Annotated in this window: 20 protein-coding genes; 5 read left to right on the top strand and 15 right to left on the bottom strand. The window is 68.3% G+C overall.

The window, feature by feature from the left end; all coding sequences use genetic code 11:
- Nucleotides 1-54 precede the first annotated feature (54 nt).
- From AC5W7N_RS12045 to AC5W7N_RS12010, 8 genes are all read right to left on the bottom strand, one after another.
- Entirely contained in the window at nucleotides 55-1305 is a 1251-nt protein-coding gene (locus tag AC5W7N_RS12045; protein WP_175585974.1) for a cytochrome P450, read from the bottom strand.
- Between the two features lie 436 nt (nucleotides 1306-1741).
- A complete protein-coding gene (locus AC5W7N_RS12040) occupies nucleotides 1742-3010 on the bottom strand; it encodes a cytochrome P450 (RefSeq protein ID WP_194992511.1) in 1269 nt (422 codons plus the stop codon).
- An 11-nt stretch (nucleotides 3011-3021) separates the two neighbouring features.
- On the bottom strand, nucleotides 3022-4254 hold the full coding sequence (locus tag AC5W7N_RS12035) for a cytochrome P450 family protein (RefSeq protein ID WP_195007060.1): 1233 nt from the start codon (nucleotides 4252-4254) through the stop codon (nucleotides 3022-3024).
- An 11-nt stretch (nucleotides 4255-4265) separates the two neighbouring features.
- Complete coding sequence (locus AC5W7N_RS12030; RefSeq protein WP_163815504.1) at nucleotides 4266-5534, bottom strand: cytochrome P450 family protein; 1269 nt, start codon at nucleotides 5532-5534, stop codon at nucleotides 4266-4268.
- Nucleotides 5531-6136: a GTP-binding protein gene (locus tag AC5W7N_RS12025; protein WP_163815506.1), complete on the bottom strand. Its 606-nt coding sequence runs from the start codon at nucleotides 6134-6136 to the stop codon at nucleotides 5531-5533. The genes AC5W7N_RS12030 and AC5W7N_RS12025 overlap by 4 nt, the downstream gene beginning before the upstream one ends.
- A complete protein-coding gene (locus AC5W7N_RS12020) occupies nucleotides 6111-6458 on the bottom strand; it encodes a DUF742 domain-containing protein (RefSeq protein WP_036536190.1) in 348 nt (115 codons plus the stop codon). Before AC5W7N_RS12020 ends, AC5W7N_RS12025 begins: the two co-directional genes overlap by 26 nt.
- Nucleotides 6455-6889: a roadblock/LC7 domain-containing protein gene (locus AC5W7N_RS12015; protein WP_036536188.1), complete on the bottom strand. Its 435-nt coding sequence runs from the start codon at nucleotides 6887-6889 to the stop codon at nucleotides 6455-6457. The genes AC5W7N_RS12020 and AC5W7N_RS12015 overlap by 4 nt, the downstream gene beginning before the upstream one ends.
- Nucleotides 6889-8508, bottom strand: coding sequence for an ATP-binding protein (locus AC5W7N_RS12010; RefSeq protein ID WP_163815512.1), 1620 nt, complete (start codon nucleotides 8506-8508; stop codon nucleotides 6889-6891). The genes AC5W7N_RS12015 and AC5W7N_RS12010 overlap by 1 nt, the downstream gene beginning before the upstream one ends.
- Before the next feature lie 541 nt (nucleotides 8509-9049).
- Between AC5W7N_RS12010 and AC5W7N_RS12005 the strand changes: the two genes are divergently transcribed.
- Nucleotides 9050-11275: a CHAT domain-containing protein gene (locus tag AC5W7N_RS12005; protein WP_195019589.1), complete on the top strand. Its 2226-nt coding sequence runs from the start codon at nucleotides 9050-9052 to the stop codon at nucleotides 11273-11275.
- A 6-nt stretch (nucleotides 11276-11281) separates the two neighbouring features.
- Nucleotides 11282-12745: an esterase/lipase family protein gene (locus AC5W7N_RS12000; protein WP_195019590.1), complete on the top strand. Its 1464-nt coding sequence runs from the start codon at nucleotides 11282-11284 to the stop codon at nucleotides 12743-12745.
- Nucleotides 12746-12945: 200 nt separating this feature from the next.
- Here AC5W7N_RS12000 and AC5W7N_RS11995 read toward each other — a convergent pair whose 3' ends face one another.
- From AC5W7N_RS11995 to AC5W7N_RS11965, 7 genes are read right to left on the bottom strand one after another with little or no spacing between them, the layout of a single operon-like run.
- Nucleotides 12946-13317, bottom strand: coding sequence for a metal-sulfur cluster assembly factor (locus AC5W7N_RS11995; RefSeq protein ID WP_014351642.1), 372 nt, complete (start codon nucleotides 13315-13317; stop codon nucleotides 12946-12948).
- A complete protein-coding gene (gene sufU, locus AC5W7N_RS11990; protein ID WP_036537748.1) occupies nucleotides 13314-13808 on the bottom strand; it encodes a Fe-S cluster assembly sulfur transfer protein SufU in 495 nt (164 codons plus the stop codon). Before sufU ends, AC5W7N_RS11995 begins: the two co-directional genes overlap by 4 nt.
- A gap of 3 nt (nucleotides 13809-13811) precedes the next feature.
- On the bottom strand, nucleotides 13812-15065 hold the full coding sequence (locus AC5W7N_RS11985; RefSeq protein WP_163815520.1) for a cysteine desulfurase: 1254 nt from the start codon (nucleotides 15063-15065) through the stop codon (nucleotides 13812-13814).
- Nucleotide 15066: 1 nt separating this feature from the next.
- Nucleotides 15067-15843, bottom strand: coding sequence for a Fe-S cluster assembly ATPase SufC (sufC, locus tag AC5W7N_RS11980; protein ID WP_036537750.1), 777 nt, complete (start codon nucleotides 15841-15843; stop codon nucleotides 15067-15069).
- A 32-nt stretch (nucleotides 15844-15875) separates the two neighbouring features.
- Nucleotides 15876-17087, bottom strand: coding sequence for a Fe-S cluster assembly protein SufD (gene sufD / locus AC5W7N_RS11975; protein WP_163815522.1), 1212 nt, complete (start codon nucleotides 17085-17087; stop codon nucleotides 15876-15878).
- Nucleotides 17087-18523 (bottom strand): Fe-S cluster assembly protein SufB, encoded by a 1437-nt coding sequence (gene sufB, locus AC5W7N_RS11970; RefSeq protein WP_036537753.1) that lies wholly within the window; start codon nucleotides 18521-18523, stop codon nucleotides 17087-17089. The genes sufD and sufB overlap by 1 nt, the downstream gene beginning before the upstream one ends.
- The gene (locus AC5W7N_RS11965; protein ID WP_194992455.1) at nucleotides 18520-19419 is read right to left on the bottom strand and encodes a helix-turn-helix transcriptional regulator; all 900 of its coding nucleotides are present in this window, start codon (nucleotides 19417-19419) and stop codon (nucleotides 18520-18522) included. The genes sufB and AC5W7N_RS11965 overlap by 4 nt, the downstream gene beginning before the upstream one ends.
- A gap of 336 nt (nucleotides 19420-19755) precedes the next feature.
- On the opposite strand from AC5W7N_RS11965, the gene mptB reads away from it, so the two are divergent.
- Genes mptB through AC5W7N_RS11950 form a run of 3 tightly spaced genes read left to right on the top strand, consistent with a single transcriptional unit; the run spans nucleotide 19756 to nucleotide 23212 of the window.
- A complete protein-coding gene (mptB, locus tag AC5W7N_RS11960) occupies nucleotides 19756-21495 on the top strand; it encodes a polyprenol phosphomannose-dependent alpha 1,6 mannosyltransferase MptB (protein WP_178128209.1) in 1740 nt (579 codons plus the stop codon).
- Complete coding sequence (locus AC5W7N_RS11955) at nucleotides 21492-22424, top strand: ABC transporter ATP-binding protein (protein WP_163815531.1); 933 nt, start codon at nucleotides 21492-21494, stop codon at nucleotides 22422-22424. Before mptB ends, AC5W7N_RS11955 begins: the two co-directional genes overlap by 4 nt.
- Nucleotides 22421-23212, top strand: a complete 792-nt coding sequence (locus AC5W7N_RS11950; protein WP_163815533.1) for an ABC transporter permease — start codon at nucleotides 22421-22423, stop codon at nucleotides 23210-23212. Before AC5W7N_RS11955 ends, AC5W7N_RS11950 begins: the two co-directional genes overlap by 4 nt.
- The last annotated feature ends 116 nt before the right edge of the window (nucleotides 23213-23328 follow it).

The following is a 23328-nucleotide window of genomic DNA, read 5'->3' as shown; positions in this document are numbered from 1 at the left end:
GCATCCGGCGCCGCGGCGGGCCGCTTCCCGGAGCGGCGGGAAGCGGCCCGAACCTCAGCGCACCGTCAATGGCGGCGAGGGCGGGAACACCACCGGCATGGCGGCCAGTGCACGGTGGAACGGGCCCGGACGCCAACTCAGCTGATCCGGCGGCACCGCCAATCGCATCTCGGGCAGCACGTCGAGCAACTGGTCGATCGCGTCCTGCACCACCAGGTAGGCCACCGATTTGGCCGGGCAGGCATGCGGACCGGCGCTCCACGACAGATGCGAACGGTTGTCGACGTAGCGGCCGGCGCTGACCTCGGGATCGTTGTTGCAGCCGGTCATGCTGATCACCACGGGCTGATGCGCGGGCAGCCACACTCCGTCGATGAGGATCGGCTGGCGTGGATAGCTCACGCAGAAGTTCGCCATCGGCGGGTCGGTGAACAGCACTTCGTCGAGCGCGTCGCGGGTGGACAGGCTCCCGCCCAGCACGCTGCCGGCGAAGCGATCGTCGGTGAGCATCAACAGCACGGTGTTGACGATCAGGTTCTGCTGCGGCTCGATCCCCGCACCGTAGAGAGTGACCAGCTGATGGATCATCTCTTCCTCGGTCAGCGCCGCCGGATGATTCAGCAGCCGGGTGGCGATGTCGTCGGCGGGATTCACCCGTTTATCGGCGACCAATTCCATCACCGCTTCGGTGATCATCGCATTGCCGCGCTCGGCGTCGATACCGTCGAAGATCGCCTGCATGCCGGTGGCCACCCGCTGCCCGAGTTCGGCTGGGAAACCGAGGATTTCGTTGAGCACGGCGAAGGTGAGCGGGAACGCGTACTGGCTGATCAGCTCCGCGGAGCCGGACTCGCAGAAGGTATTGATCAACGGGATCGCGATCTTTTCGACCGTGCTGTGCAGGGTGTGCAGGTCGACGCCATTGATGGCCTCGGTGTAGGCCTGCCGGTACCTGGCGTGCTCGGCACCGGTGCTGCGCAGGGCTTGCGGGCGCCATTCCAGCAGCGGCAGCACCGGGCAATCCGGCGGAATATCCTTCTGCCACACACGCGGATCGGCGGGAAAATGGTCCGGATCGTTGAGGATGCGCACCGCGGTGCGATATCCGATCACCAGGGTGGCGGGGACGCCGGGCGCCAGTTCTACCGGAACGAGGGCGCCGTAGCGTTCCCGCATCTCCCGATAGGCCCGGTGCGGGTCGGCGGCGAATTCCGCCGCGTAGAGCGAGATACGAGGCCCGTCGGTATCCATCGGCATGGCCCGGGTGACGGGACAGGATCGGCCGGTGTCGGCGAGTTGGTGCATGGTCACGATACGAACTCCAGGTCTGACCTCGGCGAGAAGCGACCGGACGGCGCCGGGTCACCGTCGGTCGTCGCCGTAGGGGCGGGCCAGGGCGCGCCGCTGCGCCCGTACGCCATGCCCACGAGAAAAACGATCGGCGAGGGCGGCGGCTCCGGCCGGCTGTGCGCACAGCCTCGAAGTCCACAGCCCCGCTGCCTGCTCCCGAACCGCGTTCGACAGCAGCGGTCTCACATACCCTCCGCCCCCTTCGTGCGGGCAACTCCCGGTGCCCGTGTACAGCTGCAGGCCCGACTGTACCGTCGCGGCGGGCGCTCCCGCGAGCGAACAGAAATACTCGTATTTCGTTGTGAGACTTCATCACATGACGGCTCACGCCTGGCAACCAGGGCGTGCGGCCACGCACATTGCGAGCACGAACGTCGCGGGCGCGAACCCGTCAGTGAGTGGGCAGGGGCGGCGATTTCGGGAAGACCGCGGGCAGTGCCGACAGCGCGCGATGGAACGGGCCCGGCCGCCAGGTGAGCTGTTCGGCGGGAATCGCCAACGCCAGCTCCGGCAGCGCGTCCAGCAATTCGTCGATCGCGTCGCAGGCCACCAGATAGGCCACCGATCGTGCCGGGCAGGCGTGCGGGCCTGCGCTGAAGGCCAGATGCGAACGGTTGTCCGCGTACTGCCCGTTGTTGATCGCCGGATCGTTGTTGCAGCCGGTCATGCTGATCACCACCGGCTGGTGCGCGGGCAGCCACACCCCGTCCACCATGGTGGGCTGACGGGGATAGGTGCTACAGAAATTGGCCATCGGCGGGTCGGTGAACAACACCTCGTCGAGCGCGTCGCGGGTCGACAGGCTGCCGTCGAGCACACTGCCGGCGAACCGGTCGTCGGTGAGCATCAGCCGCAGTGTGTTGACGATCAGGTTCTGCAGCGGCTCGATGCCTGCCCCGTAGAGCACCACCAGCTGCTGCACCATTTCCGCGTCCGACAGCCCGGTCTCGTGCCGCAACAGCCGGGTGGTCAGGTCGTCGCCGGGCTCGCGGCGTTTGCGCTCGGTCAGCTCGGCCAGTGCCTGCTCCAGCATCGCGTTGCCCTGCTCGGCGTCGATGCCTTCGAAGATCGCGGCCATCCCGGTGGCCACCCGCTGACCGATATCGGGCGGGCAGCCCAGCAGCTCGTTGAGCACCGCGAACGTCAATGGGAAGGCGTACTGGCCGATCAGATCGACGCTGCCGTCCTGGCAGAACGAGTTGATCAGCGACGCCGCGATCCGCGCGACGGTCGCGTGCAAGCCGTGCAGGTCCACCTGGTTCAGTGCCCAGGTGTTCGCCGAGCGATAGCGCAGATGCTCGGCGCCGGTGGTACGCAACGCGGTGGTGCGGAATTCCAGCATCGGCAGCACCGGGCAATCGAGTGGAATGTCCTTCTGCCACATGCGGGGGTCGGCCGGGAAATGCTCGGGATCGTTGAGGATCCGCACGGCCGTGTGATATCCGATCACCAGCGTCGCGTGGATACCCGGTGACAGTTCGACCGGGACCAGTGGTCCGAAGCGCTCGCGCATCTCGCGATAGGCGCCGTGCGGATCGGCCGCGAATTCCGCCGAATACAGCGAAACCCGCGGCCCATCGGCATCGTGCGGAGATACGTGCCGAACCGGGCACGAACCGGTGGACGCGTTCGAATGGTGCGTTGCCCAGTTGAGATTCATCAAGAAACTTGTTACCGCTCCGCGCTCAGATAAACCGGTAGGTGCTGATGACCGTTGGAGACGAAGCTGACCACCGGCTGCAATTCGGACTCTTCAACGGCCAGTCGCAGGCCGGGGAAGCGGGCGAACAACGCGGGCAGCGCCAGCTCACCCTCCATCCGCGCCAGCGGCGACCCCAGGCAGTGGTGGGCGCCGTAGCCGAAGGCGAGATGATCCTTGTTCTTCCGCTCCAGATCGAAGACGTCGGCGCTGTCGCCGTGCACCTTCGGATCGCGGCTGGCCGCGGCGTAGGAGGCGAGGATCGCCTCGCCCTTGGCGATGTGCACTCCGCCGTCGAGTTCGATGTCGTCCACGGCGTAGCGCAGCGGCAGATGCGCGACCGGCGCCTGGAACCGCAGCGTCTCCTCGACGACGTCGGTCCACGGCACCCGGCCCGATTCCACCGCCGCGCGCTGCTCGGGATGGGTCAGCAGCGCGACGATGGCCTGGTCGAGCAGGTTGACCGTGGTCTCGTGCCCGGCGTTGATGACCAGCATCAGCGTGTCGACCAGTTCCTTCTCGCTCAGCTGCGAGCCGTCTTCCTCGTCGCGTGCGGCGATCAGCGCACTGGTCAGGTCGTCGCCGGGATTCACCCGCCGATAGGTGACCAATTCGGTGACCAGCCCGTACATCTCGACGTAGTTGGCCCCCGCGGCTTCCTGACTGATGGTGGTGTCGAAATACCGGTCCACGCAGGTGCGCAGGCCCGCGTTCAATGCCTCGGGCACACCGAGCATCTCGGTGATGACCCGGATCGGCACCGGGTAGGCGTAGTGCGCCCGCAGATCGACCACCTCGCCGGCGGGCATCGCCGCGAGCGCGTCCAGCAGTTCGCCGGTGATCTGTTCGATGCGCGGACGCAGGGCGGCGGTGCGGCGCGCGGTGAACGCGCGCGCCACCAGCCTGCGCAGCCGCCGATGCTCGGTGCCGTAGGCGGTGAACATGTTGTCCACGGCGATCCACGGGAACAGCGGCCACTCCTGGGTGATCTCGCCGTTGATGAACGCCGTCCAATGTTGCCGGGGATCCTTCGACACCCGCGGATCGGCCAGCAGGCTCTTGAGCGCGGCAGCGTCGGTCACCGACCACGCGGGCACCCCGTTGGGCAGCTCCACCAGCGCCGCCGGTCCACGCTCACGAAGCCGCGCGGCCTCCCCGTGGGTATCAGCGCCCGCCATGTCAAGGACGATCGTTTCGCGCTCCATCACAGCAATCCTTACCCTATGTTCAACGGTGGGGATTCAGGGAAGACAACGGGCAGTGCCGTCAGCGCCCGGTGGAAAGGCCCTGGGCGCCACGACAATTCCTCCGGTGGTTCGGCGAGCCGCATCTCCGGCAGCGCGTCGAGCAGCTGGTCGATGGCCTCCTGCACCACCACCAGCGCCACCGACTGCGCGGGGCAGGCGTGCGGTCCGATGCTCCACGCCAGATGCGAACGGTTGCCCGCCAGCTCGCCGCCGCGGATCGCCGGATCGGTATTGCAGCCGGCCAGGCTGATCAGCACCGGCTGATGTGCGGGCAGCCACGCGTTGTCGATCAGGATCGGCTGGCGCGGGTAGGTGGTGCAGAAATTCGCCATCGGCGGGTCGTTGAACAACACCTCGTCGAGCGCGTCGCGAGTCGACAGACTGCCGCCGAGCATGTCGCCGCCGAAGCGGTCGTCGGTCAGCATCAGCAGCAGGGTGTTGAGGATCAGGTTCTGCTGCGGTTCGAGGCCGGCGCCGTAGAAGCTGATCAGATTCGACAGCAGCTCCTCGTCGTCCAGATTCGCCGGATGCGATACCAGCACCGAGGTGACGTCGTCGCCGGGCTGCGACCGCTTGAGCTGGATGAGTTCCATCAGCGCCTCGCTGAGGTAGTTCATCCCCCATTCGGCGTTGACGGTGTCGAACAGCGCGGCCATACCGGTGGCCACCCGCTGACCCAATTCCGGTGAGCAGCCGACCATCCGGTTCAGCACCTCGAACACCAGCGGAAACGCGTAATCGGTGACGAGGTCGGCCGAGCCCTTTTCGCAGAAGGTGTTGATCAACGGGATCGCGATCTTCTCGACCGTCGCGTTCAGCGCGTTCAGATCGATCTTGTCGATCCCCGCGACGTAGGCCTCCCGGTACCGAGCGTGTGCCGTTCCGCTGTTGCGCAGCGCGTTCGGATACCACTCCATCATCGGCTTGACCGGCGAATCCGGCGGAATACTCGTCTGCCAGGTGCGCGGGTCGGCCGGGAAGTGATCGGGATCGTTGAGGATCCGCACCGCCTCCTGATAGCCGATCACCAGGGTCGCGGGCACATCGGGAGCCAGATCGATCGGCACCAGCGAACCGAAACGCTTGCGCATTTCCCGGTAGGCGCGGTGCGGATCGTCGGAGAACTCCTCGGTGTACAGCGACACCCGGGGGCCGTCGGAATCGATCGGGGATCCGTGCGCGACAGGGCAACCGCTCAACGGTGCGCGCGCTGCGGTGACGGGGTTATGGGTTGTCAAAGACGAGACTCCAGTCGATGGAACAGGAATTCGACGAGCATGATCAACGAGCGCAGGCATGTGCCTCGGTCACGTGCGTCCAGAGCGGTCAACGGCGTGTCCGGGGTGAGGTCGAGCGCGTCCCGGATCTCGGACAGCGGAAAGCGGTTCGCGCCTTCGAACTCGTTGACGCCCACCGCGTACGGCACACCGCGTTCCTCGAGGACGGACAGCACCTCGTCGGACTTCTCGATCCGGCGGGTGTCGACCAGGACCAGCGCGCCGAGCGCACCACGGGCCAGCTCCTCCCACAACGGCACGAACCGCTGCTGCCCCGGCGTGCCGAACAGGTACAGCGCCAGTTCGGGATTGAGCGTGATGCGCCCGAAATCCATCGCCACCGTTGTCTGCACTTTGCCGGGCAGACCCGCCATATCGTCGATGCCGACGCTGGCCTGGGTGATGGTTTCCTCCGTGCGAAGCGGCTTGATCTCGGAAACACTGCTGACGAAGGTGGTCTTGCCGACGCCGAAATTCCCGGCGACGAGCAGTTTCACCGATCGGGTCACGGTCTCCGGCACATAGTCGACGGTGCGGTCAGGCCGGGAGAGCACGGAGCCCATTGAGAACCTCCTGGAGCAAAGCTATCTCCGGCAGTGATTCGGCCGGTGTGGGTATGGCGAGGTGTTCGGTGTCGAGGAGGTCGGCGGCGAGAATCTTGACCACCGAGGGCGGCAGGTCCAGGTAGGCGGCTATCTCGGCGATCGACAGCGCACCACGGGCACAGACCTCGGCCACTCGCCGCGCGTCGGGGCTCGTTCCCGGCCCCGGCTTCTGCACGGCGACGACGAGGGTGACCAGGTCCAATTCACGCGTCGGACGCGAGCGTCCCCTGGTCCGCACGTAGGCGCGGACCAGGTCGGGATCACGCCGCGGCCCGCTCATGACATTTCGCCGCCGTCAACGCTCCCGCGCGGCTGGCTGCCGAGTTCGTGGCCGACGCGGTCGGCCAGCTCGTTCATCCGGTGCGCGATGAGGCCCACGTCGATGTCGGTGGTGGTGGAAACTCCCAGCAGGGCGCCCTCGCCGGCCGCGGTGATGAGGATCATCCCCTGGTCGTACTCGGTCATGTTCTGCCGCACGCCGTTACCGGTGCCGCCGCAGAACTCACCGAGCGCCTTGCCGAGCGAACGCAGACCCGACGCCGCCGCGGCGAAACGCTCGGCGTCGTCCTTGGCGACTCCGCTGGAGTGCGCGATCCGCAGCCCGTCGTCGGACAGCAGGACCGCGAAGCGGACGCCAGGAATCTCGAGGTCCTCGAGTAACCAGCCGAGCTTGTTGGTGCTGTCGGTGACAACAGTTCTCGGTGAGCCCATCAGGATGTCATCCCTTCGGTGTCGTCGGTTGCGGCGGCGCGGCCGCTCTTGGAGCCGCTCTGCCAAGCGGCGGCGATCTCGGGCCGGGGCTTGCCCGGTTCGGTGCTCGAACCGTGCGAAGCGACCGGTGGCACCACCGCGACGGCGCGGCGGCGGCGCTTGGGCAGACCACCCGTGGTGACGTCGGTCATCGTGGGCCGGTCGTCGGTGTCCGGAAGGTCGGACAGCCCCGTCATCGCATTGCCCCCCGTCAACGTGGAACGCATCGGCGACTCGGACGCGCCGCTCCCCGCGGCCGATCCGAGAGTGGTCGAACGTACGGCGGTCGACTGCCCGGTAGTGGCGGCGGGCATGCTGGTGACGGCGGCCAGCGGCGCGGATTCCCTGACCCGGGCGCCCGCCGGCGCCGATTCGCCGTGCAGCACAGCGGCTGCCGGCCCCGAGGGCAGCGCCGCAGGCGCCGACGACGGGCCCGCAGCGACCGGCGCGGCCTCGCCTGCCTGCGGGGCCCGCGGGCTGACCAGCAACGATTCCGGGATGTACACCATCGCGCGCATGCCGCCGTAGGCGTTGGGCCCATCGATGTAGACGGTGAAGCCGTACCGGCGGGCCAGTGCAGCGATACCGGGGAAGCCCACCTTGGGGGCGGGTCCGAGCTGGTGGATGTCGACCGAGCGCTCGTGCGCGAGCACCTGCCTGGCCTCCTCCATCTGCTCGGCGTTCATCCGCACGCCCGCGTCGTCGACGATCACGGTGACGCCGTGATGGCCTTCCTGGAAGCTCACATCGACGTAGGAGGTGGGCGGGGAGTAGCGCAGCGCGTTGTCGATCAGCGCGGCGAGGGTGTGCACCAGCGGCTCCACCGAACGGCTGATCACCACCCGGTCCAGCTGACCCGAACGCACCCGCAGGAAGTCGCGCACGCGGCCGATCGCGCCGCCGACCACGTCGGTCAGCGACTGGGCGGGCCAGCGGCGGCCGGGCAGACCGCCACAGACGATCACATAGGACTGCGCCTGGCGGATCATCTGCTGCACGGTGTGGTCGATGCGGATGAGGGTTTCGTAGACGTCGTCGTCGCGGTGTTCCCGCAGCGCGGCACTGACCACCTGGCTCACATCGGCGCCGAGGCTGACCACCGAGGTGCCGAACGAGCGCACCGCGGCGCTGGTGGCCTCACGAGCGGCCGTTTCGGCCTTCTCGCGCCTGGCGGCCTCTTCGGCGCGCACGCTCGCCTCGGCCGCGGTGATGGCGCGATGGGTCTGCTCCTCGGCCTCACGGACCGCGTTCTCCCTGGTCTCGGTCTGGATCCCGCGCATGTCCTCGGCGATGCGTTCCGATACCCAGCGCATGACCTGCGCGAATCGCGAATCCTCCAGACCCTCGGGGACTTCGACGATGCTCGCGGGCTGCTCATGCCTGCGCACGGATTCCGTCAGCGACGGCAGCGTGGTGGTGGCGAACCGCTCCAGGATCTCTTCGCGGATGCCGAGGTCTCGCTCCAGCGCGTCGGCGCGGGTCTTCTGCTCCCGTACCGCCCGCACCGCGTACCAGGCCACCGCGAGGACGAGAGCAGGAGCCAAGATCCACGGAACCAGCACGGCGATATTCAGATTCATCAGCTCTCTCGTTGACGGGGCTCGAGGGAGCGCCACAAGATGCCACAGCCTGCTGCCACAGCGCTTCGTTTCGCCTTCCTCGTGACGCCCGACCATGACTGCACCCCTGGCCGGATGAGGTTTCGCGTCGGGCACCCGGCAGAGCATCGAACACCCCCGACGGCTGCCCGAAAGCAACCGCCGGACAAGCACTTCGATCGACCGCCGAGCCAACGGAACGCACCGGCCCGACAGCCCGGAACCCGACGACTCGCCCACCCTAGCAGCAATGCCGCGAACTCTCCGCCGAACTGGCAAGGCGGACTCACAGAACGCGATCCGTTGCGGCGGAGGGTATCCCGTTATCGCACGTCAGCGGCGTAGGCAGGGTTATCGGACCGCCCGGTCGGTCCGCCCTCGTCGGGTGCGGATCCGCCGCAACGCACGTTCGCGGGGATGTCACCGGGGTTCTTTGGACGGCCGCGCGTTTCTGGAAGACTTCGACGGACACATATCTGCTGTGCGCGGCGGCGAGGCAGGAGACACGACAGGAGGGATCCCCGTGGATTTCGATCTCGTGGTCGACCTGCTGATCGCGTACGCGGTGGGCCGGCGGGCGCGCAGCAAGCTACAGGTGGGCGCATTGAGTGGCCGGGCGCTCGACACCGCATCGACCTTGGTCGGAGAGCTCGTCATGACCGATCTCGGCAGCAACGCGGCCATCGACCAGCTGATGCGGGAAACCAGGTCCGGCGCTGAACCTTCCGAAGCGACTCGCATCGCCGCGCGCGAGGTCCTCCAAGCAACGGCGCGGATGCATCGGCCGTTCCGGAACGCACTGGTACGCGCCATTTCCGGACACCCGGGCAGCTACTACGACGCGGCGCCCCCACCGAACACGCAGCCCCCGCAGGGCGGGGGCTACCAGGGTTCGGCGCCGCGTCCGGCTCCCCCGCCCTACGGATCCGATAGAAAGCGGCGCAGGCGCAGGCTCCGCGATCTCGTCCGGCCGCACGGACAACAGGCGCGGGACCACAGTGCGGTACCGGGCGTGCCCGGCCGCCCCCGGCTCGGGGAGGCAGTCCAGCTCGGGCCTGCCGAGTCCGACGACACCCGCGAAACCGCCGAACGTTTGCGGCGGATGACGCAGTCGACCGACGACGAGGCAGCACCGGCGGACCGCGAACCGGACGAGGAGATCTGGGCCTACGCCTGCTATCCACGACTGGAGGCCCCCGATGTCGTCGTGGCGCACGAGCCGTTCCAGGTGACCGTCGGCCTGTCGGAGACCTTCGATATGGCCACCATGGTGTCCGGCCAGATGCACGTGTACTCCTCGGACCCGGAGTTCGAGATCGAGATCGAACTGCTGGTCGACCCGAAATCGCTGGTCGTCGCCGGTGATCCGCATACCACTGTGCGGGTGACGCTCGCGGATCCGTATCCGCGGCACACGTTCACCATGCGTGCGCTGACCGATCCGTCGCTGACCGCCGAACGCACCCTGCGGCTGATCCTCCGCAAACAAGGACGGATCATCGGGCTCGCTTCGCGCGTCCTCGTCGTCGCGCCGAATGCGAGCCGGCTGGCCACCACACCACCGCCACCGCCGCCGGCCCGTCAGCTGCTCGACCTCGGTTCGCTACTGGACGAGGCGCCGCCCGATCTCGTTGTCGTGGTCGTCCGGGCCGACGAACCGGGCACCTACCTCTGGGATGCCTATGCCCTCGGCGGACATCTGGCCATCCCGGACGCGCAGCGGCGCAGCCGTATCGACCACAGCGCACGGGATTTCGCGACCTACACGCGCCGACTGGTCAAGGCCGAGGCGTTTCGCGGAGTCGCGATCTTCGACAACCTGAAGGGTTACGGCGATCTGGTGGCCTCGGCGCTGCCCAGCGGTATCCGCTCGGCGCTGCGCGAACTGGTACGCGACCGGACCGGAGCGCCTGCGGTGCTGTGGCTGACCGAGGAGTCGTTCGTGCCCTGGGAGCTGGCAGTGCTCGACCCTCCGCTGCACACCGCGTACGCGGGGCTCGCCCCGTTTCTCGGCGCACATCTGGCCATGTCGCGCTGGCCGTTTTCGCCGGAAGGGCCGGCGCCGAGCCCGTGCCGGGAGCATCCGGTATTCGCCCAAGCCGTGCTCACCGCCGACTACGACGGCGTCAGGAACTTCCCTCCGCTGCCCGCCGCGGTCGCCGAGGCCGTGCGGTTCCGCGAGAAGTACGGGCCGGTCACGGCGCTGCCGCCGATGCGTGAGCAGGTGATCGACTGCCTCGAAGGCCGGGTGCCCGTCGATCTGCTGCATGTCGCATTGCACGGCACGTTCGACGATGCCGTCCAGGAAGACGGTCTGGTGCTGCTGGAGCCACGCGGCGACGGGTTCACCGCGTCCTTCCTCACCGCCCTCGCCGTGCGCGGGCTGCGCAATACCAGCACCACCCCATTCATCTACCTCAACGCCTGTTCGGTCGGCGCGGGCCAGTCGATTCTCGGCAGCTACGCCGGATTCGCGACCGCACTGTTGCGCACCGGCGCGATCGGTGTCGTCGCACCGCTGTGGACCATCGACGACACCGTCGCCGCCGAGCTGGCGGCCCGCTTCTACGACGGCGCCTTCGCCGATCCGCCCGTTCCGGTGGCCGAGCTGCTGCGGCGCGCCCGCGCCGAATACACCCGCGACCGGGTGGCGGCCGATCCCGACCGGATCACCCCGACTCATCTGGGCTACCTGGCCTTCGGTCATCCACGACTTACACTGCGGCGGAACAGATCACCGGAAAGGTAACGGCGCATGCCCGAAGAGTTCCTGCTCGATGAGGACGGCCGCGCGGTCCAGGTGCACCGGCGGGTCACCTTGCGCACGCCCGGCCTGACGGGGCGGGCCACCGTGCACGAGGCGGCCGGTTCCGGGACGCGCGGGGCCGAGCAGACCACGGACGCGCTGGTGACGGCGTTGGCGCTCAACGAGATCGAGGAGGATCTCACCGTCGAGATCCTCGATCCGCGGGAACGCACCGACGCGGTGGGTACCCGGGCGGCGGGCGGACCGGACGACATCGTCATGGAAGTCGACGATCCAGGGCCGGGGTGGCGGCAGGTGGTGCTGTACGCCTCCGAGGACGGCGCCATCACCTGGCATTTCCCGCAGGCGGCGCCGGGCGTGCTGACCTACCGGATCCCACGCCCGGTGGTGGGGCCGACGGAAGCGCCCGGTGCGCATCGCGGGTTGACCGGCGCGATCGGCACCAAGATCTTGAAGGTGCTGGTCTTCCCGTTGGTGCGCGAGGGCGCGGGCTGGGTGGGTGCGCGGTTCGCCGAATTCGTCGAGAACAGGCGGCATCCGCACCGGCTGCGGGCGGCAGGCCCGGACGATTACCGCGCGCCCGCCCCCGAGCTGAGCGCCGAGGCGCTGGCGCAGATGGGTACCGGCCGGGCGTTGTTGTTGCTGCACGGCACCTTCAGTTCGACGCACGGTGCCTTCGGCGAACTACCGGTGGCGACGATGCGGGAACTGCACGCCGCCTACGAAGGCCGGGTCCTCGCCTTCGATCATCCGACGGTCTCGCGCACGCCGGTCGACAACATCGGCTGGCTCGCCGAGTATCTGCGACAGCGCGGCACCCGATTGGACGTCGATATCGTCTGCCATTCGCGCGGCGGGCTGGTGGGGCGGGTGCTGACCGAGCGGCCGGATCTGGCCGAGGTAGCCGACACCCTGACGGTGGGCCGGGCGGTGCTGGTCGGCACCCCGAACGCGGGCACCGCACTGGCCGACGTCGGCAAGCACGAACAGCTGCTCAACCGGTTCACTTCGCTGTTGCAGCTGGCGCCAGACAACGGCGTCACCGATGCCCTCGATATCGTGCTGGCGCTGGTGAAGCAGATCGCGGCGGGTGTCGCGGAAGGTCTCGACGGACTCATGGCGATGAATCCGAGCGCACAGTTCCTGACCGAACAGCTCACCGGCCGCCATCCCACCACCGCGCGCTATTTCACCGCGGGCGCGAATTATGAACCACCCGCGGGCTCGTCACTGCTGCGCATCGCGGGCGACGGCGGGGTAGACCTGGTCTTCGGCCGCGCCGACAACGATCTGGTGGTGCCGACGGCAGGCGCGCTCGCCCTCGACGGCACCCATCCCCTGCCGGTCGCCGACCATCTCGCCGTCGACTCCAGCGCGGCGGTCGACCATTTCGGCTACTTCGATCACCCGGCGTTGAACGACTCCCTGGTGCGCTGGTTGCGCACGGGCTGATCACGCCGCCGGCGTCCCGGCCATCCGGCTACTCGCGGCGGCGTCGACCGGCCGATCGCGCCGGGCCGGGCAGCGGGTCACCCGCTCCGGCGACCACGCCCGCGCGCAGCCGCCGCCGCGTAGGGGCCCACCGAGTCCTGAGACGACCGTGACCACCGTGCTCGAGCACGGTGGTCACGGGAGAACGTATCGGGGTGCGGCTAGACGGTGAACCCGAGCGCGCGCAACTGCTCGCGGCCGTCGTCGGTGATCTTGTCCGGACCCCACGGCGGCATCCAGACCCAGTTGATCTTCAGGTCCTCGACCAGGCCGCTGCGCACCAGCGCATTGCGGGACTGATCCTCGATGACGTCGGTCAGCGGGCAGGCGGCGGAGGTGAGGGTCATGTCGAGGGTGGCGACATTGTCCTGATCCACCTGCATGCCGTAGACCAGCCCGAGGTCGACGACATTGATGCCGAGTTCGGGGTCGACGACGTCACGCATCGCCTCCTCGATGTCCTCGAGGTGCTTGATCTCCTCGGCCGACAGCTCGGCCGGGGCGGCGGCTTCGGTGGTCTCTGTTTCACTCATGACGTTTCCCCATTCGTGGACCGATCACTGCCCATTGTCCGCTTGGCGTCCTCGGCGGAGGTGATGCGGACCACCGCGTCCTTGAACGCCATCCAGCCGAGCAGCGCGCATTTGACCCGCGCCGGGTACTTGGCGACGCCCGCCAAGGCGATGCCGTCGCCGATCATGTCCTCATCGCCCTCGACGGTGCCACGGCTGGAGATCATCTCGTTGTAGGAGTCGACCACCTTCAGCGCCTGCTGCACCGGCAGCCCGATCACCTGATCGGTGAGGATCGAGGTGGCGGCCTGGCTGATCGAACAGCCCTGCCCCTCGTAGGACACATCGGCGACGTCGCCGTTGTCGTCCAGCTGGACGCGCAGGGTCACCTCGTCGCCGCAGGTCGGGTTGACGTGGTGCACCTCGGCACCGAACGGCTCCCGCAGCCCGCGGTGGTGCGGGTGTTTGTAGTGATCCAGGATCACTTCCTGGTACATCTGCTCCATGCGCATGACTTATCCAACCCCGAAGAAGCTCTGCGCCTTCCGCACGGCGGCGACCAGTTGCTCGACCTCGTCGACGGTGTTGTAGACCGCGAACGAGGCCCGCGCGGTGGCCGCGATGCCGAACCGGCGGTGCAGCGGCCACGCGCAGTGGTGGCCCACCCGGATCGCCACACCCTGATCGTCGAGGATCTGGCCGACATCGTGGGCGTGCACACCGTCGACCAGGAACGCCACCGCGCCACCGCGGTCGACGTTCTCGGTGGGGCCGATGATCCGCACGCCGTCGATCTCGCCCAGCCCGGCGAGCGCGGCGTCGACGAGGGTGTGCTCATGCGCGGCGACGGCTTCCATGCCGATGGCGTCCAGGTACCGCACGGCCGCGGCCAGGCCGATCACCTGCGAGGTCATCGGCACACCGGCCTCGAACCGCTGCGGCGGCGGCGCGTAGGTGCTGCGCTCCATGGTGACGGTCTCGATCATCGAACCGCCGGTGAGGAAGGGCGGGGTCTCCTCGAGCAGGGCCCGCTTGCCGAACAGCACACCGACGCCGGACGGGCCGAGCATCTTGTGCCCGGAGAACGCGGCGAAATCGACGTCGAGCTCCCGGAAGTCGACCGGCATATGCGGCACCGACTGGCAGGCGTCGAGCACGACGAGGGCGCCGACGGCACGCGCGCGGCGCACCAGTTCGGCGACGGGCGCGATCGCACCGGTCACGTTGGACTGATGGGTGAAGGCCACGACCTTGGTCGCCGGGGTCAGTTCCAGCGAATCGAGATCGATGCGCCCGTCCTCGGTGACGCCGTACCACTTCAGCGTCGCCCCGGTACGGCGCGACAGCTCCTGCCACGGCACCAGATTCGCGTGGTGTTCGAGCTCGGTGATGACGATCTCGTCGCCAGGGCCCACGTGGTACGGGAAGCGGTCGTCGCCGAAGGCGTTGGTGACCAGGTTCAGCGATTCGGTCGCGTTCTTGGTGAACACGATCTCACCCGCGTCGACGCCGACGAACCGCGCGATATCGGCCCGCGCGGCCTCATAGGCGTCGGTGGCCTCTTCGGAGAGCTGATGCGCGCCGCGATGCACCGCGGAATTGCTCTCCATGATGTAGGCGCGTTCGGCGTCGAGCACCGCGAGCGGGCGCTGCGAGGTGGCGCCGGAGTCCAGGTACACCAACGGTTTCCCGTCCCGGACCGTGCGGTTCAGGATCGGGAAGTCGGCCCGGACCCGGGCCACGTCGAGGGTGCGGACCGTAGCGGTCATATCAGGCTCCAGCGGTGGCGGACTGAGTGAAGCGGACGTAGCCGTTGGCGTCGAGTTCCTCGGCCAGTTCGGCGCCGCCCTCGGCGACGATGCGGCCGCCGACGAACACGTGCACGAACTCCGGCTGGATGTAGCGCAGGATGCGGGTGTAGTGCGTGATCAGCAGCACGCCGCCGTTCTCGCGCTCCTTGTAGCGGTTCACGCCCTCGGACACGATGCGCAGCGCGTCGACGTCGAGGCCGGAGTCGGTCTCGTCCAGGATCGCGATCTTCGGCTTGAGCAGGCCCAGCTGCAAGATCTCGTGGCGCTTCTTCTCACCGCCGGAGAAGCCCTCGTTGACGCTGCGGTCGGCGAAGGCGGCGTCGATCTCGAGCTCGCTCATCGACTCCTTCACCTCCTTGACCCAGTGCCGCAGCTTGGGGGCCTCACCGCGCACGGCGGTGGCGGCGGTGCGCAGGAAGTTCGACATCGAGACGCCCGGCACCTCGACGGGATACTGCATGGCCAGGAACAGGCCCGCCCGCGCGCGCTCGTCGACCGACATCTCCAGCACGTCTTCCCCGTCGAGGGTGATCGAGCCGGAGGTCACCGTGTACTTGGGATGGCCGGCGATCGCGTAGGACAGCGTGGACTTGCCGGAACCGTTGGGCCCCATGATGGCGTGGGTCTCACCGGAGCGCACGGTGAGGTTCACGCCCTTGAGGATTTTGATGGGCTCGCCGGTCTCGTCGGGGTTGGCGACCTCGGCGTGCAGGTCCTTGATTTCCAGGGTGGTCATGGAGTTCCTTTACGAAAGTTCGGGGGCTGGTATCAGGCGCCGATCGCGGCGAGTTCGGCCTCGATGGCCGCCTCGAGCCGCTCCCGGACCTCGGGGACCGCGATCTTCTGGATGATCTCGTGGAAGAAGCCGCGCACCACCAGACGGCGGGCGACGTCCTCGGGGATGCCGCGAGCGCGCAGGTAGAACAGCTGCTCGTCGTCGAAACGGCCGGTGGCGCTGGCGTGGCCGGCGCCGGCGATCTCGCCGGTCTCGATCTCCAGGTTGGGCACCGAGTCGGCGCGGGCGCCGTCGGTGAGCACCAGGTTGCGGTTGACCTCGAAGGTGTCGGTGCCTTCGGCGGCCGCGCGGATCAGCACATCGCCGACCCAGACCGTCCTGGCATCGCCCTTGGGCGAATCCGGGTCGCCCTGCAGCGCGCCCTTGTACAGCACGTTCGATTTGCAGTTGGGCTGCGAGTGGTCCACCAGCAGCCGCTGTTCGAAGTGCTGGCCGGCGTCGGCGAAGTAGAGGCCGAGCAGTTCGGCGTCGCCGCCGGGTCCGTCGTATTTCACGGTGCCGGTGAGCCGGACGAGATCGCCGCCGAGGGTGACCGCGATGTGCCGCAGCGTCGCGTCGCGACCCAGCTCGGCGTGGTGCGCGGTCGCGTTGACGGCGTCGTCGGCCCAGTCCTGCACCGCGACGACGGTCAGCTTGGCGCTGTCGGCGAGCACGAATTCCACGTTCTCGGCATAGGTTCCGCTGCCACGCTGGTCGATCACCACCGTGGCGACGGCGAAGGGATCCAGCCGGATCTGCAGATGCCCGTAGGCGGTCTTGCCCTCCCCCGGGCCGGTCACGGTGACGACGACGGGTTCGGCGACCTCGGTCTCCGCGCCGACCGACACCACGGTCGCCTCGTCGAAGCCCGAGTAGGCCTGCGCCGCGACCCGATCGGCGGGCACTCCGGCCTGCCCGAGGCGCGCGTCGTCGCGTCCGACGGTTTCCACGCGCACGCCCTCGACCGAGCCGACCTCGATCGTGGCGGCGCCGTCACGCACCGCGGTGCCGTCGTGCAGTCCGCGCAGCCGGCGCAGCGGCGTGAATCGCCACTCCTCGTCGCGGCCCGAGGGGATCTCGAAGGCGTTGACGTCGTAGGAGGTGAAGACCTCGCCCTTGTTGACCGCGGCCGTAGCTCCCGGGTTCTGAATCGGCACGGTCTTGGGGTTCTCGCCCTCGACCGCACCCACCACACCAGTTGCCATCAGCCGACGGCTCCTTCCATCTGCAGCTCGATGAGCCGGTTCAGTTCCAACGCGTATTCCATCGGCAGTTCCTTGGCGATGGGCTCGACGAACCCACGCACCACCATGGCCATCGCCTCGTCCTCGGTCAGACCGCGGCTCATCAGGTAGAACAGCTGATCCTCGGAGACCTTGGAGACCGTAGCCTCGTGGCCCATGGTCACGTCGTCCTCGCGGATGTCGACGTAGGGGTAGGTGTCGGAGCGGCTGATCGTGTCGACCAGCAGCGCATCGCACTTCACCGTCGACTTGGAGCCGTGCGCGCCCTTGTTGACCTGGACCAGGCCGCGGTAGGAGGCCCGGCCGCCACCGCGCGCCACCGACTTCGACACGATGGTCGAGGAGGTGTGCGGCGCCAGGTGCAGCATCTTCGCGCCGGTGTCCTGGTGCTGGCCCTCGCCGGCGAAGGCGACCGAGAGCACCTCACCCTTGGCGTGCTCGCCGGTCATCCAGACCGCCGGGTACTTCATGGTGACCTTGGAGCCGATATTGCCGTCGATCCATTCCATGGTCGCGCCCGCCTCGGCCTTGGCCCGCTTGGTGACCAGGTTGTAGACGTTGTTGGACCAGTTCTGGATGGTGGTGTAGCGGCAGCGGCCGCCCTTCTTCACGATGATCTCCACGACCGCCGAGTGCAGCGAGTCGGACTTGTAGATCGGCGCGGTGCAGCCCTCGACGTAGTGCACGTAGGCGCCCTCGTCGACGATGATCAGGGTCCGCTCGAACTGGCCCATGTTCTCGGTGTTGATCCGGAAGTAGGCTTGCAGCGGAATGTCGACGTGCACGCCCGGCGGCACGTAGATGAACGAGCCACCCGACCACACCGCGGTGTTCAGCGCGGAGAACTTGTTGTCACCGGCGGGGATCACCGAGCCGAAGTACTGCTCGAAGATCTCCGGGTGCTCGCGCAGGCCGGTGTCGGTGTCGAGGAAGATGACGCCCTGCTTCTCCAGATCCTCACGGATGGAGTGGTAGACGACCTCGGACTCGTACTGCGCGGCGACACCGGCGACCAGGCGCTGCTTCTCCGCTTCCGGGATGCCGAGCTTGTCGTAGGTGTTCTTGATGTCCTCGGGCAGGTCTTCCCAGGTCTCGGCCTGCTTCTCCGAGGAGCGCACGAAGTACTTGATGTTGTCGAAGTCGATGCCGTCGAGGTTGGAACCCCAGTTCGGCATGGGCTTGCGATCGAAGATGCGCAGCGCCTTGAGCCGCTGCTCGAGCATCCAGGGCTGCTCGTTCTTCTTGGCCGAGATGTCGCGGACGACAGCCTCGGACAGGCCTCGTTGCGCGCTGGCACCGGCCACATCCGAATCGGCCCAGCCGTAACCGTATTTGCCCAGCGAAGCGATGGTCTCTTCCTGGGTGAGCGGTTGCACCTGGTCGGTGGTCGTCGTCATTCGGCACTCCTTCCGGAGTCGATCGTTGCTTCCGTTGCGGGCTGTGCAACGGCTGATGGAGAGGCTGTATTCGGTTCGGTGGCCGGTTCGTGGTTCACCTGGCCGGGGGTGAGTACCAGCAGCGGCACGTGCGTCGTGCAGGCGCAATCGCCGTTGGCGATGGTGGCCAACCGCTGCACGTGCGTACCGAGCAGTTCCCGGAACGCCTCGAGCTCGGCCTGGCACAGCTGCGGGAACTCCTCGGCCACGTGCGAGACCGGGCAGTGATGCTGGCAGATCTGCACGCCCGTGCCCACCTTGCGGGTGGTCGCGGCGAAGCCCGCGTCGGTGAACGCCTCGGCGATCTCCTCGGCCTTGGCCTCGGTATCGGCCTGAGTGTGCTCGCGCACCGGATCGATCCCCGACACGATAGTCCTGGCCCGTTTGCGGGCGAACTCGGTGATGGCCTTCTCGCCGCCGATCTCGCCGAGCTGGCGGATCGCGGCGCCGGCCAGATCGTCGTAGGCGTGGCCGAGACGGCCGCGCCCGGCGGCGGTGAGCTGGTACTGCTTGGCGGGACGGCCGCGGCCCTTCTGCTGCCACGGCGCCGACCGGCTCGCACGGGCCTGACCGGAGTCGATGAGCGCGTCGAGGTGACGGCGCACGCCGGCGGGAGTGAGCCCGAGCCTGGCGCTGATCGCGGTCGCGGTGATCGGTCCCTCTTCCAGCAGCAGCTGGACGATGGCCGCGCGGGTATGACCTTCACCGGACGTCGCGGGCGCAGCACTCGATGCGGTACCGGCCCGGTGACCAGCCCTTTCATCGGCGTTCGGCAAACCCACGGTTTTCACAACATCAGTGTGGCGGAATTCGTTCCCGAAATCTAATAAGGGTCCCCTGACCTCGGACGTCGGCATTCGGCCAGGACCGCCGGTCACAGCCGCCTCACCTCCGGTTTCGCATCGAACCCGCAGGTCATGCCGCACTGGCCGACTCCGAAAGGTGAAGCAAATCACTCCCCCGTGTTCCGGGGAACCGCACATCATCACCACCCGGCAACGCTGGTCCGGCCGGTGCCACTTCCCTCTGGGCGGCCAACGAGCACGTGGCTCGGCCCCCGCGCAGATCGCCGGGACCTCCCGCGGCCACCGAGGTCGCCCACCGGACAACGCCGGATGCTGGTGGTTTGCCACTGCGGCCCGGCCACTACCGGCGTCCCGGAGCACCCCGCCACCGTTGCGTTCACTTCGCCCATGCGCCCAGGCTGTCGCCGGGAGACAACCACGCTCGCCCCATTACGCTTGCCTCTCGTGGCGGTACTGGAAGGCGCGCGGCGCAAGACATCGACGCTGGTGCGCCGGGCACTGGGGCTGGACGCACCGGCGGCGGATCACACCATCGCGGTGCTGCACCGTGACGAATCCGAGGTGCCCGGTCTCGACCGCAAGGAAACGGTGCAGCTGAACCGGATCCGGCTGCTCGGCGCCACCGGCACCGTCCTCATGGCCATCAGCGCGCTCGGCATCGGCGCCCAGCCGGTGCACCAGAATCCCACCTCCGGAGTGCGGGTGCTCGGGATCTTCGCCCGCGCGCATACCGGCTCGCTGGCCATGTGCATGGTCGGCACCGTCGTCGTGGTACTGGCCTGGCTGCTGCTCGGCCGCTTCGCCGTCGGCGGCATCGGCGGCGCGCCCATCCACCGGCTCACCCGCTCGCAGATGGATCGCACCCTGCTGCTGTGGATCATCCCGCTCAGCGTCGCGCCTCCCCTGTTCAGCAACGACGTCTACTCCTATCTCGCGCAGAGCGAGATCGCCGCCCGCGGTATCGATCCCTATAAGGAAGGACCGGTCGCCGGGCTCGGCATCGATAACGTCCTCACCAACAATGTGCCGACGATCTGGCGCGACACCCCCGCCCCGTACGGTCCGCTGTTCCTGTGGATGGGCCGCGGTATCGCCACCGTCACCGGCGACAACATCATCGCCGGAGTCTGGGTGCATCGCCTGCTCGCGCTGGCCGGTGTCGCGTTGATCGTATGGGCGCTGCCGCGGCTGTCGGTGCGCTGCGGTGTGGCGCCGGTGAGCGCGCTGTGGCTGGGCGCCGCGAACCCGCTGGTGCTGTTCCATCTGGTCGGCGGTGTGCACAACGATGCGCTGATGCTCGGGCTGATGCTGGCCGGCGTCGAACTGACCCTGCGCGCCATCGAGGACACCCATCCGTTCGACCGGCGGGCCTATGCCCTGCTCATCGCCGGCGCCGTGGTCATTTCGCTGTCGTCGTCGGTGAAGATCACCTCCCTGATAGCGCTCGGGTTCGTCGGGATGGCGCTGGCCAGACGGTGGGGCGGCGGGTTCAGGCAGCTGGTCACCGCCGCCGCGCTACTCGGCGTGATAGCCCTGGCGACAACACTGTTCGTCAGCCTCGCCAGCGGGCTCGGATTCGGCTGGACGCAGACCTTGAGCGTGGCCAACGCGGTGCGCAGCTGGATGTCGCTGCCCACCGCGCTCGGCATCATCACCGGGTTCGGCGGAGTGCTGCTCGGGCTCGGCGACCACACCACCGCCCTGCTGAGCATCACCCGTCCGATCGCCGCGGTGGCCGCCGGATTCGTCACCGTGCGCATGCTGGTGGCGACCGGCACCGGCCGGCTGCATCCGGTCGGCGCGCTCGGGGTCTCGATGGGTGCGATCGTGCTGCTGTTCCCGGTGGTGCAGCCGTGGTATCTGCTGTGGGCGATCGTGCCGCTGGCCGCGTGGGCCACCCGGCCCATCTTCCGCGTGCCTGCGGTGGCGCTGTCGGCGGTGGTCAGCGTGCTGCAGATGCCGCGCGGGGCGGATATGGAGGTTTTCCAGATCGTCGGCGCGGCCATCGCCACCACCATTGTGTGCGTGCTGTTCATCGTGGTGACGCGCAACGCGCTGCCGTGGCGGGCCCAGACAGGGGTGTCTGCCCGGTCACAGCCGGCCACGGCTTACGGTGTGAGATCGTGACCGAAGCCTCCGGACCCGCCGTGCGCGTCGACGGCGTCGTCAAGCGCTACGGCGAGACCACGGCGGTCGACGGGGTCGGATTCGACGTCGAACGCGCCCAGGTACTCGCGCTCCTCGGGCCCAACGGCGCGGGCAAGACCACCACTGTCGAGATGTGCGAGGGTTTCGTCACCCCCGACGCAGGCACCGTCCGTGTGCTCGGCCTCGATCCGATCGCCGACTCCGACCGGCTGCGCCCGCGCATCGGCGTGATGTTGCAGGGCGGCGGCGCCTATCCCGGCGCCAAGGCCGGGGAAATGCTCGACCTGGTCGCCTCCTACTCCGCCGACCCGCTCGACCCCGAGTGGTTGCTGCGCACCCTCGGCCTCGACGACAACCGCCGCACCCCCTACCGCCGGTTGTCCGGCGGTCAGCAGCAGCGGCTGTCGCTGGCCTGCGCGCTGGTGGGCCGCCCGGAGATCGTGTTCCTCGACGAACCCACCGCGGGCCTGGACGCCCAGGCCCGGATCATGGTGTGGGAGTTGATCGATGCGCTGCGCCGCGACGGCGTCACCATCGTGCTCACCACGCACATGATGGACGAGGCCGAAGAGCTGGCCGATCAACTGGTGATCATCGACCACGGCCGCATCGTCGCCGCGGGCACGCCCGCCGAGGTGACCGCACACGGCGCGGCCGGCCAGCTGCGCTTCACCGCGCCACCGAAGCTCGATCTGGAACTGCTGAAAACCGCCCTGCCGGAAGGCTTCTCGCCGCGCGAGACGAGCCCCGGCTGCTACCTGGTGGAGGGTGAGATCGATCCGCAGGTACTGGCAACGGTGACGGCGTGGTGCGCCCGGGTGAATGTGCTGGCCACCGATATCCGCATCGATCAACGCCGCCTCGAGGACGTCTTCCTGGAACTCACCGGACGGGATCTGCGCGGATGACCAAACCCGATCTCAGCACCAACCGCTTCCCCGCGGGCACCTTCACGCCCGCGCCGCGCCCGAACAAGCGCGCCACCATGCTGGCCGCGCAGACCCGGCTCGAGCTGATCCTGTTGCTGCGCAACGGTGAGCAACTGCTGCTCACGATGCTGATTCCGATCACCCTGCTGATCGGGCTCACTCTGCTGCCGTTCGGCGATCTCGGCACCGATCGGGTCGATCAGATCGTGCCCGCGGTGATGATGGTCGCGGTGATGTCGACGGCGTTCACCGGGCAGGCGATCGCGGTCGGTTTCGACCGCCGCTACGGCGCCCTCAAACGGATCGGGGCGACCGCGTTGCCGAAATGGGGCATCGTCGCCGGTAAGAGCGCCGCGGTGCTGATCGTGGTGGTGTTGCAGGCGGTGCTGCTCGGCCTGATCGGCGCCGCCCTCGGCTGGCGGCCGGAACCGGCGGGGCTGCTGCTCGGCGCGGTGGTGATCGCGCTCGGCACGGCTACCTTCGCCACGATGGGTCTGCTGCTGGGCGGCACGCTCAAGGCCGAAGTGGTGCTGGCGCTGGCGAATGTGCTGTGGTTCGTCATGCTCGGCGTGGCCACCGTGGTGTTCGCCTCCGACGACCTGCCGACCGCGGTGAGCGTGCTGGCGCGGTTGATTCCCTCGGGTGCGATGGCGGTGGCGTTGGAGGACGCGCTGCGCGACAGCATCGACTGGTTCGGCGTCGCCGTACTCGTGGCATGGGGTCTGATCTGCGGTTTCCTGGCCACCCGGTTCTTCCGCTTCCACTGAGAGGGTCGGCGTCGGCACCGGCTGCGGCGAACCGCTCGGGTTCCCGGCCACGATCAAACGACGGCTTGTAGTAGTCCGCCTGCGGGCCGCCTCAGCGGTGCCGCTACCATCGTGAC

The sequence above is a fragment of the Nocardia sp. CDC519 genome (genome assembly GCF_059509835.1).
Note: the sequence above shows the minus strand (reverse complement) of the source record. Positions and strands in the feature narration are given on the sequence as shown.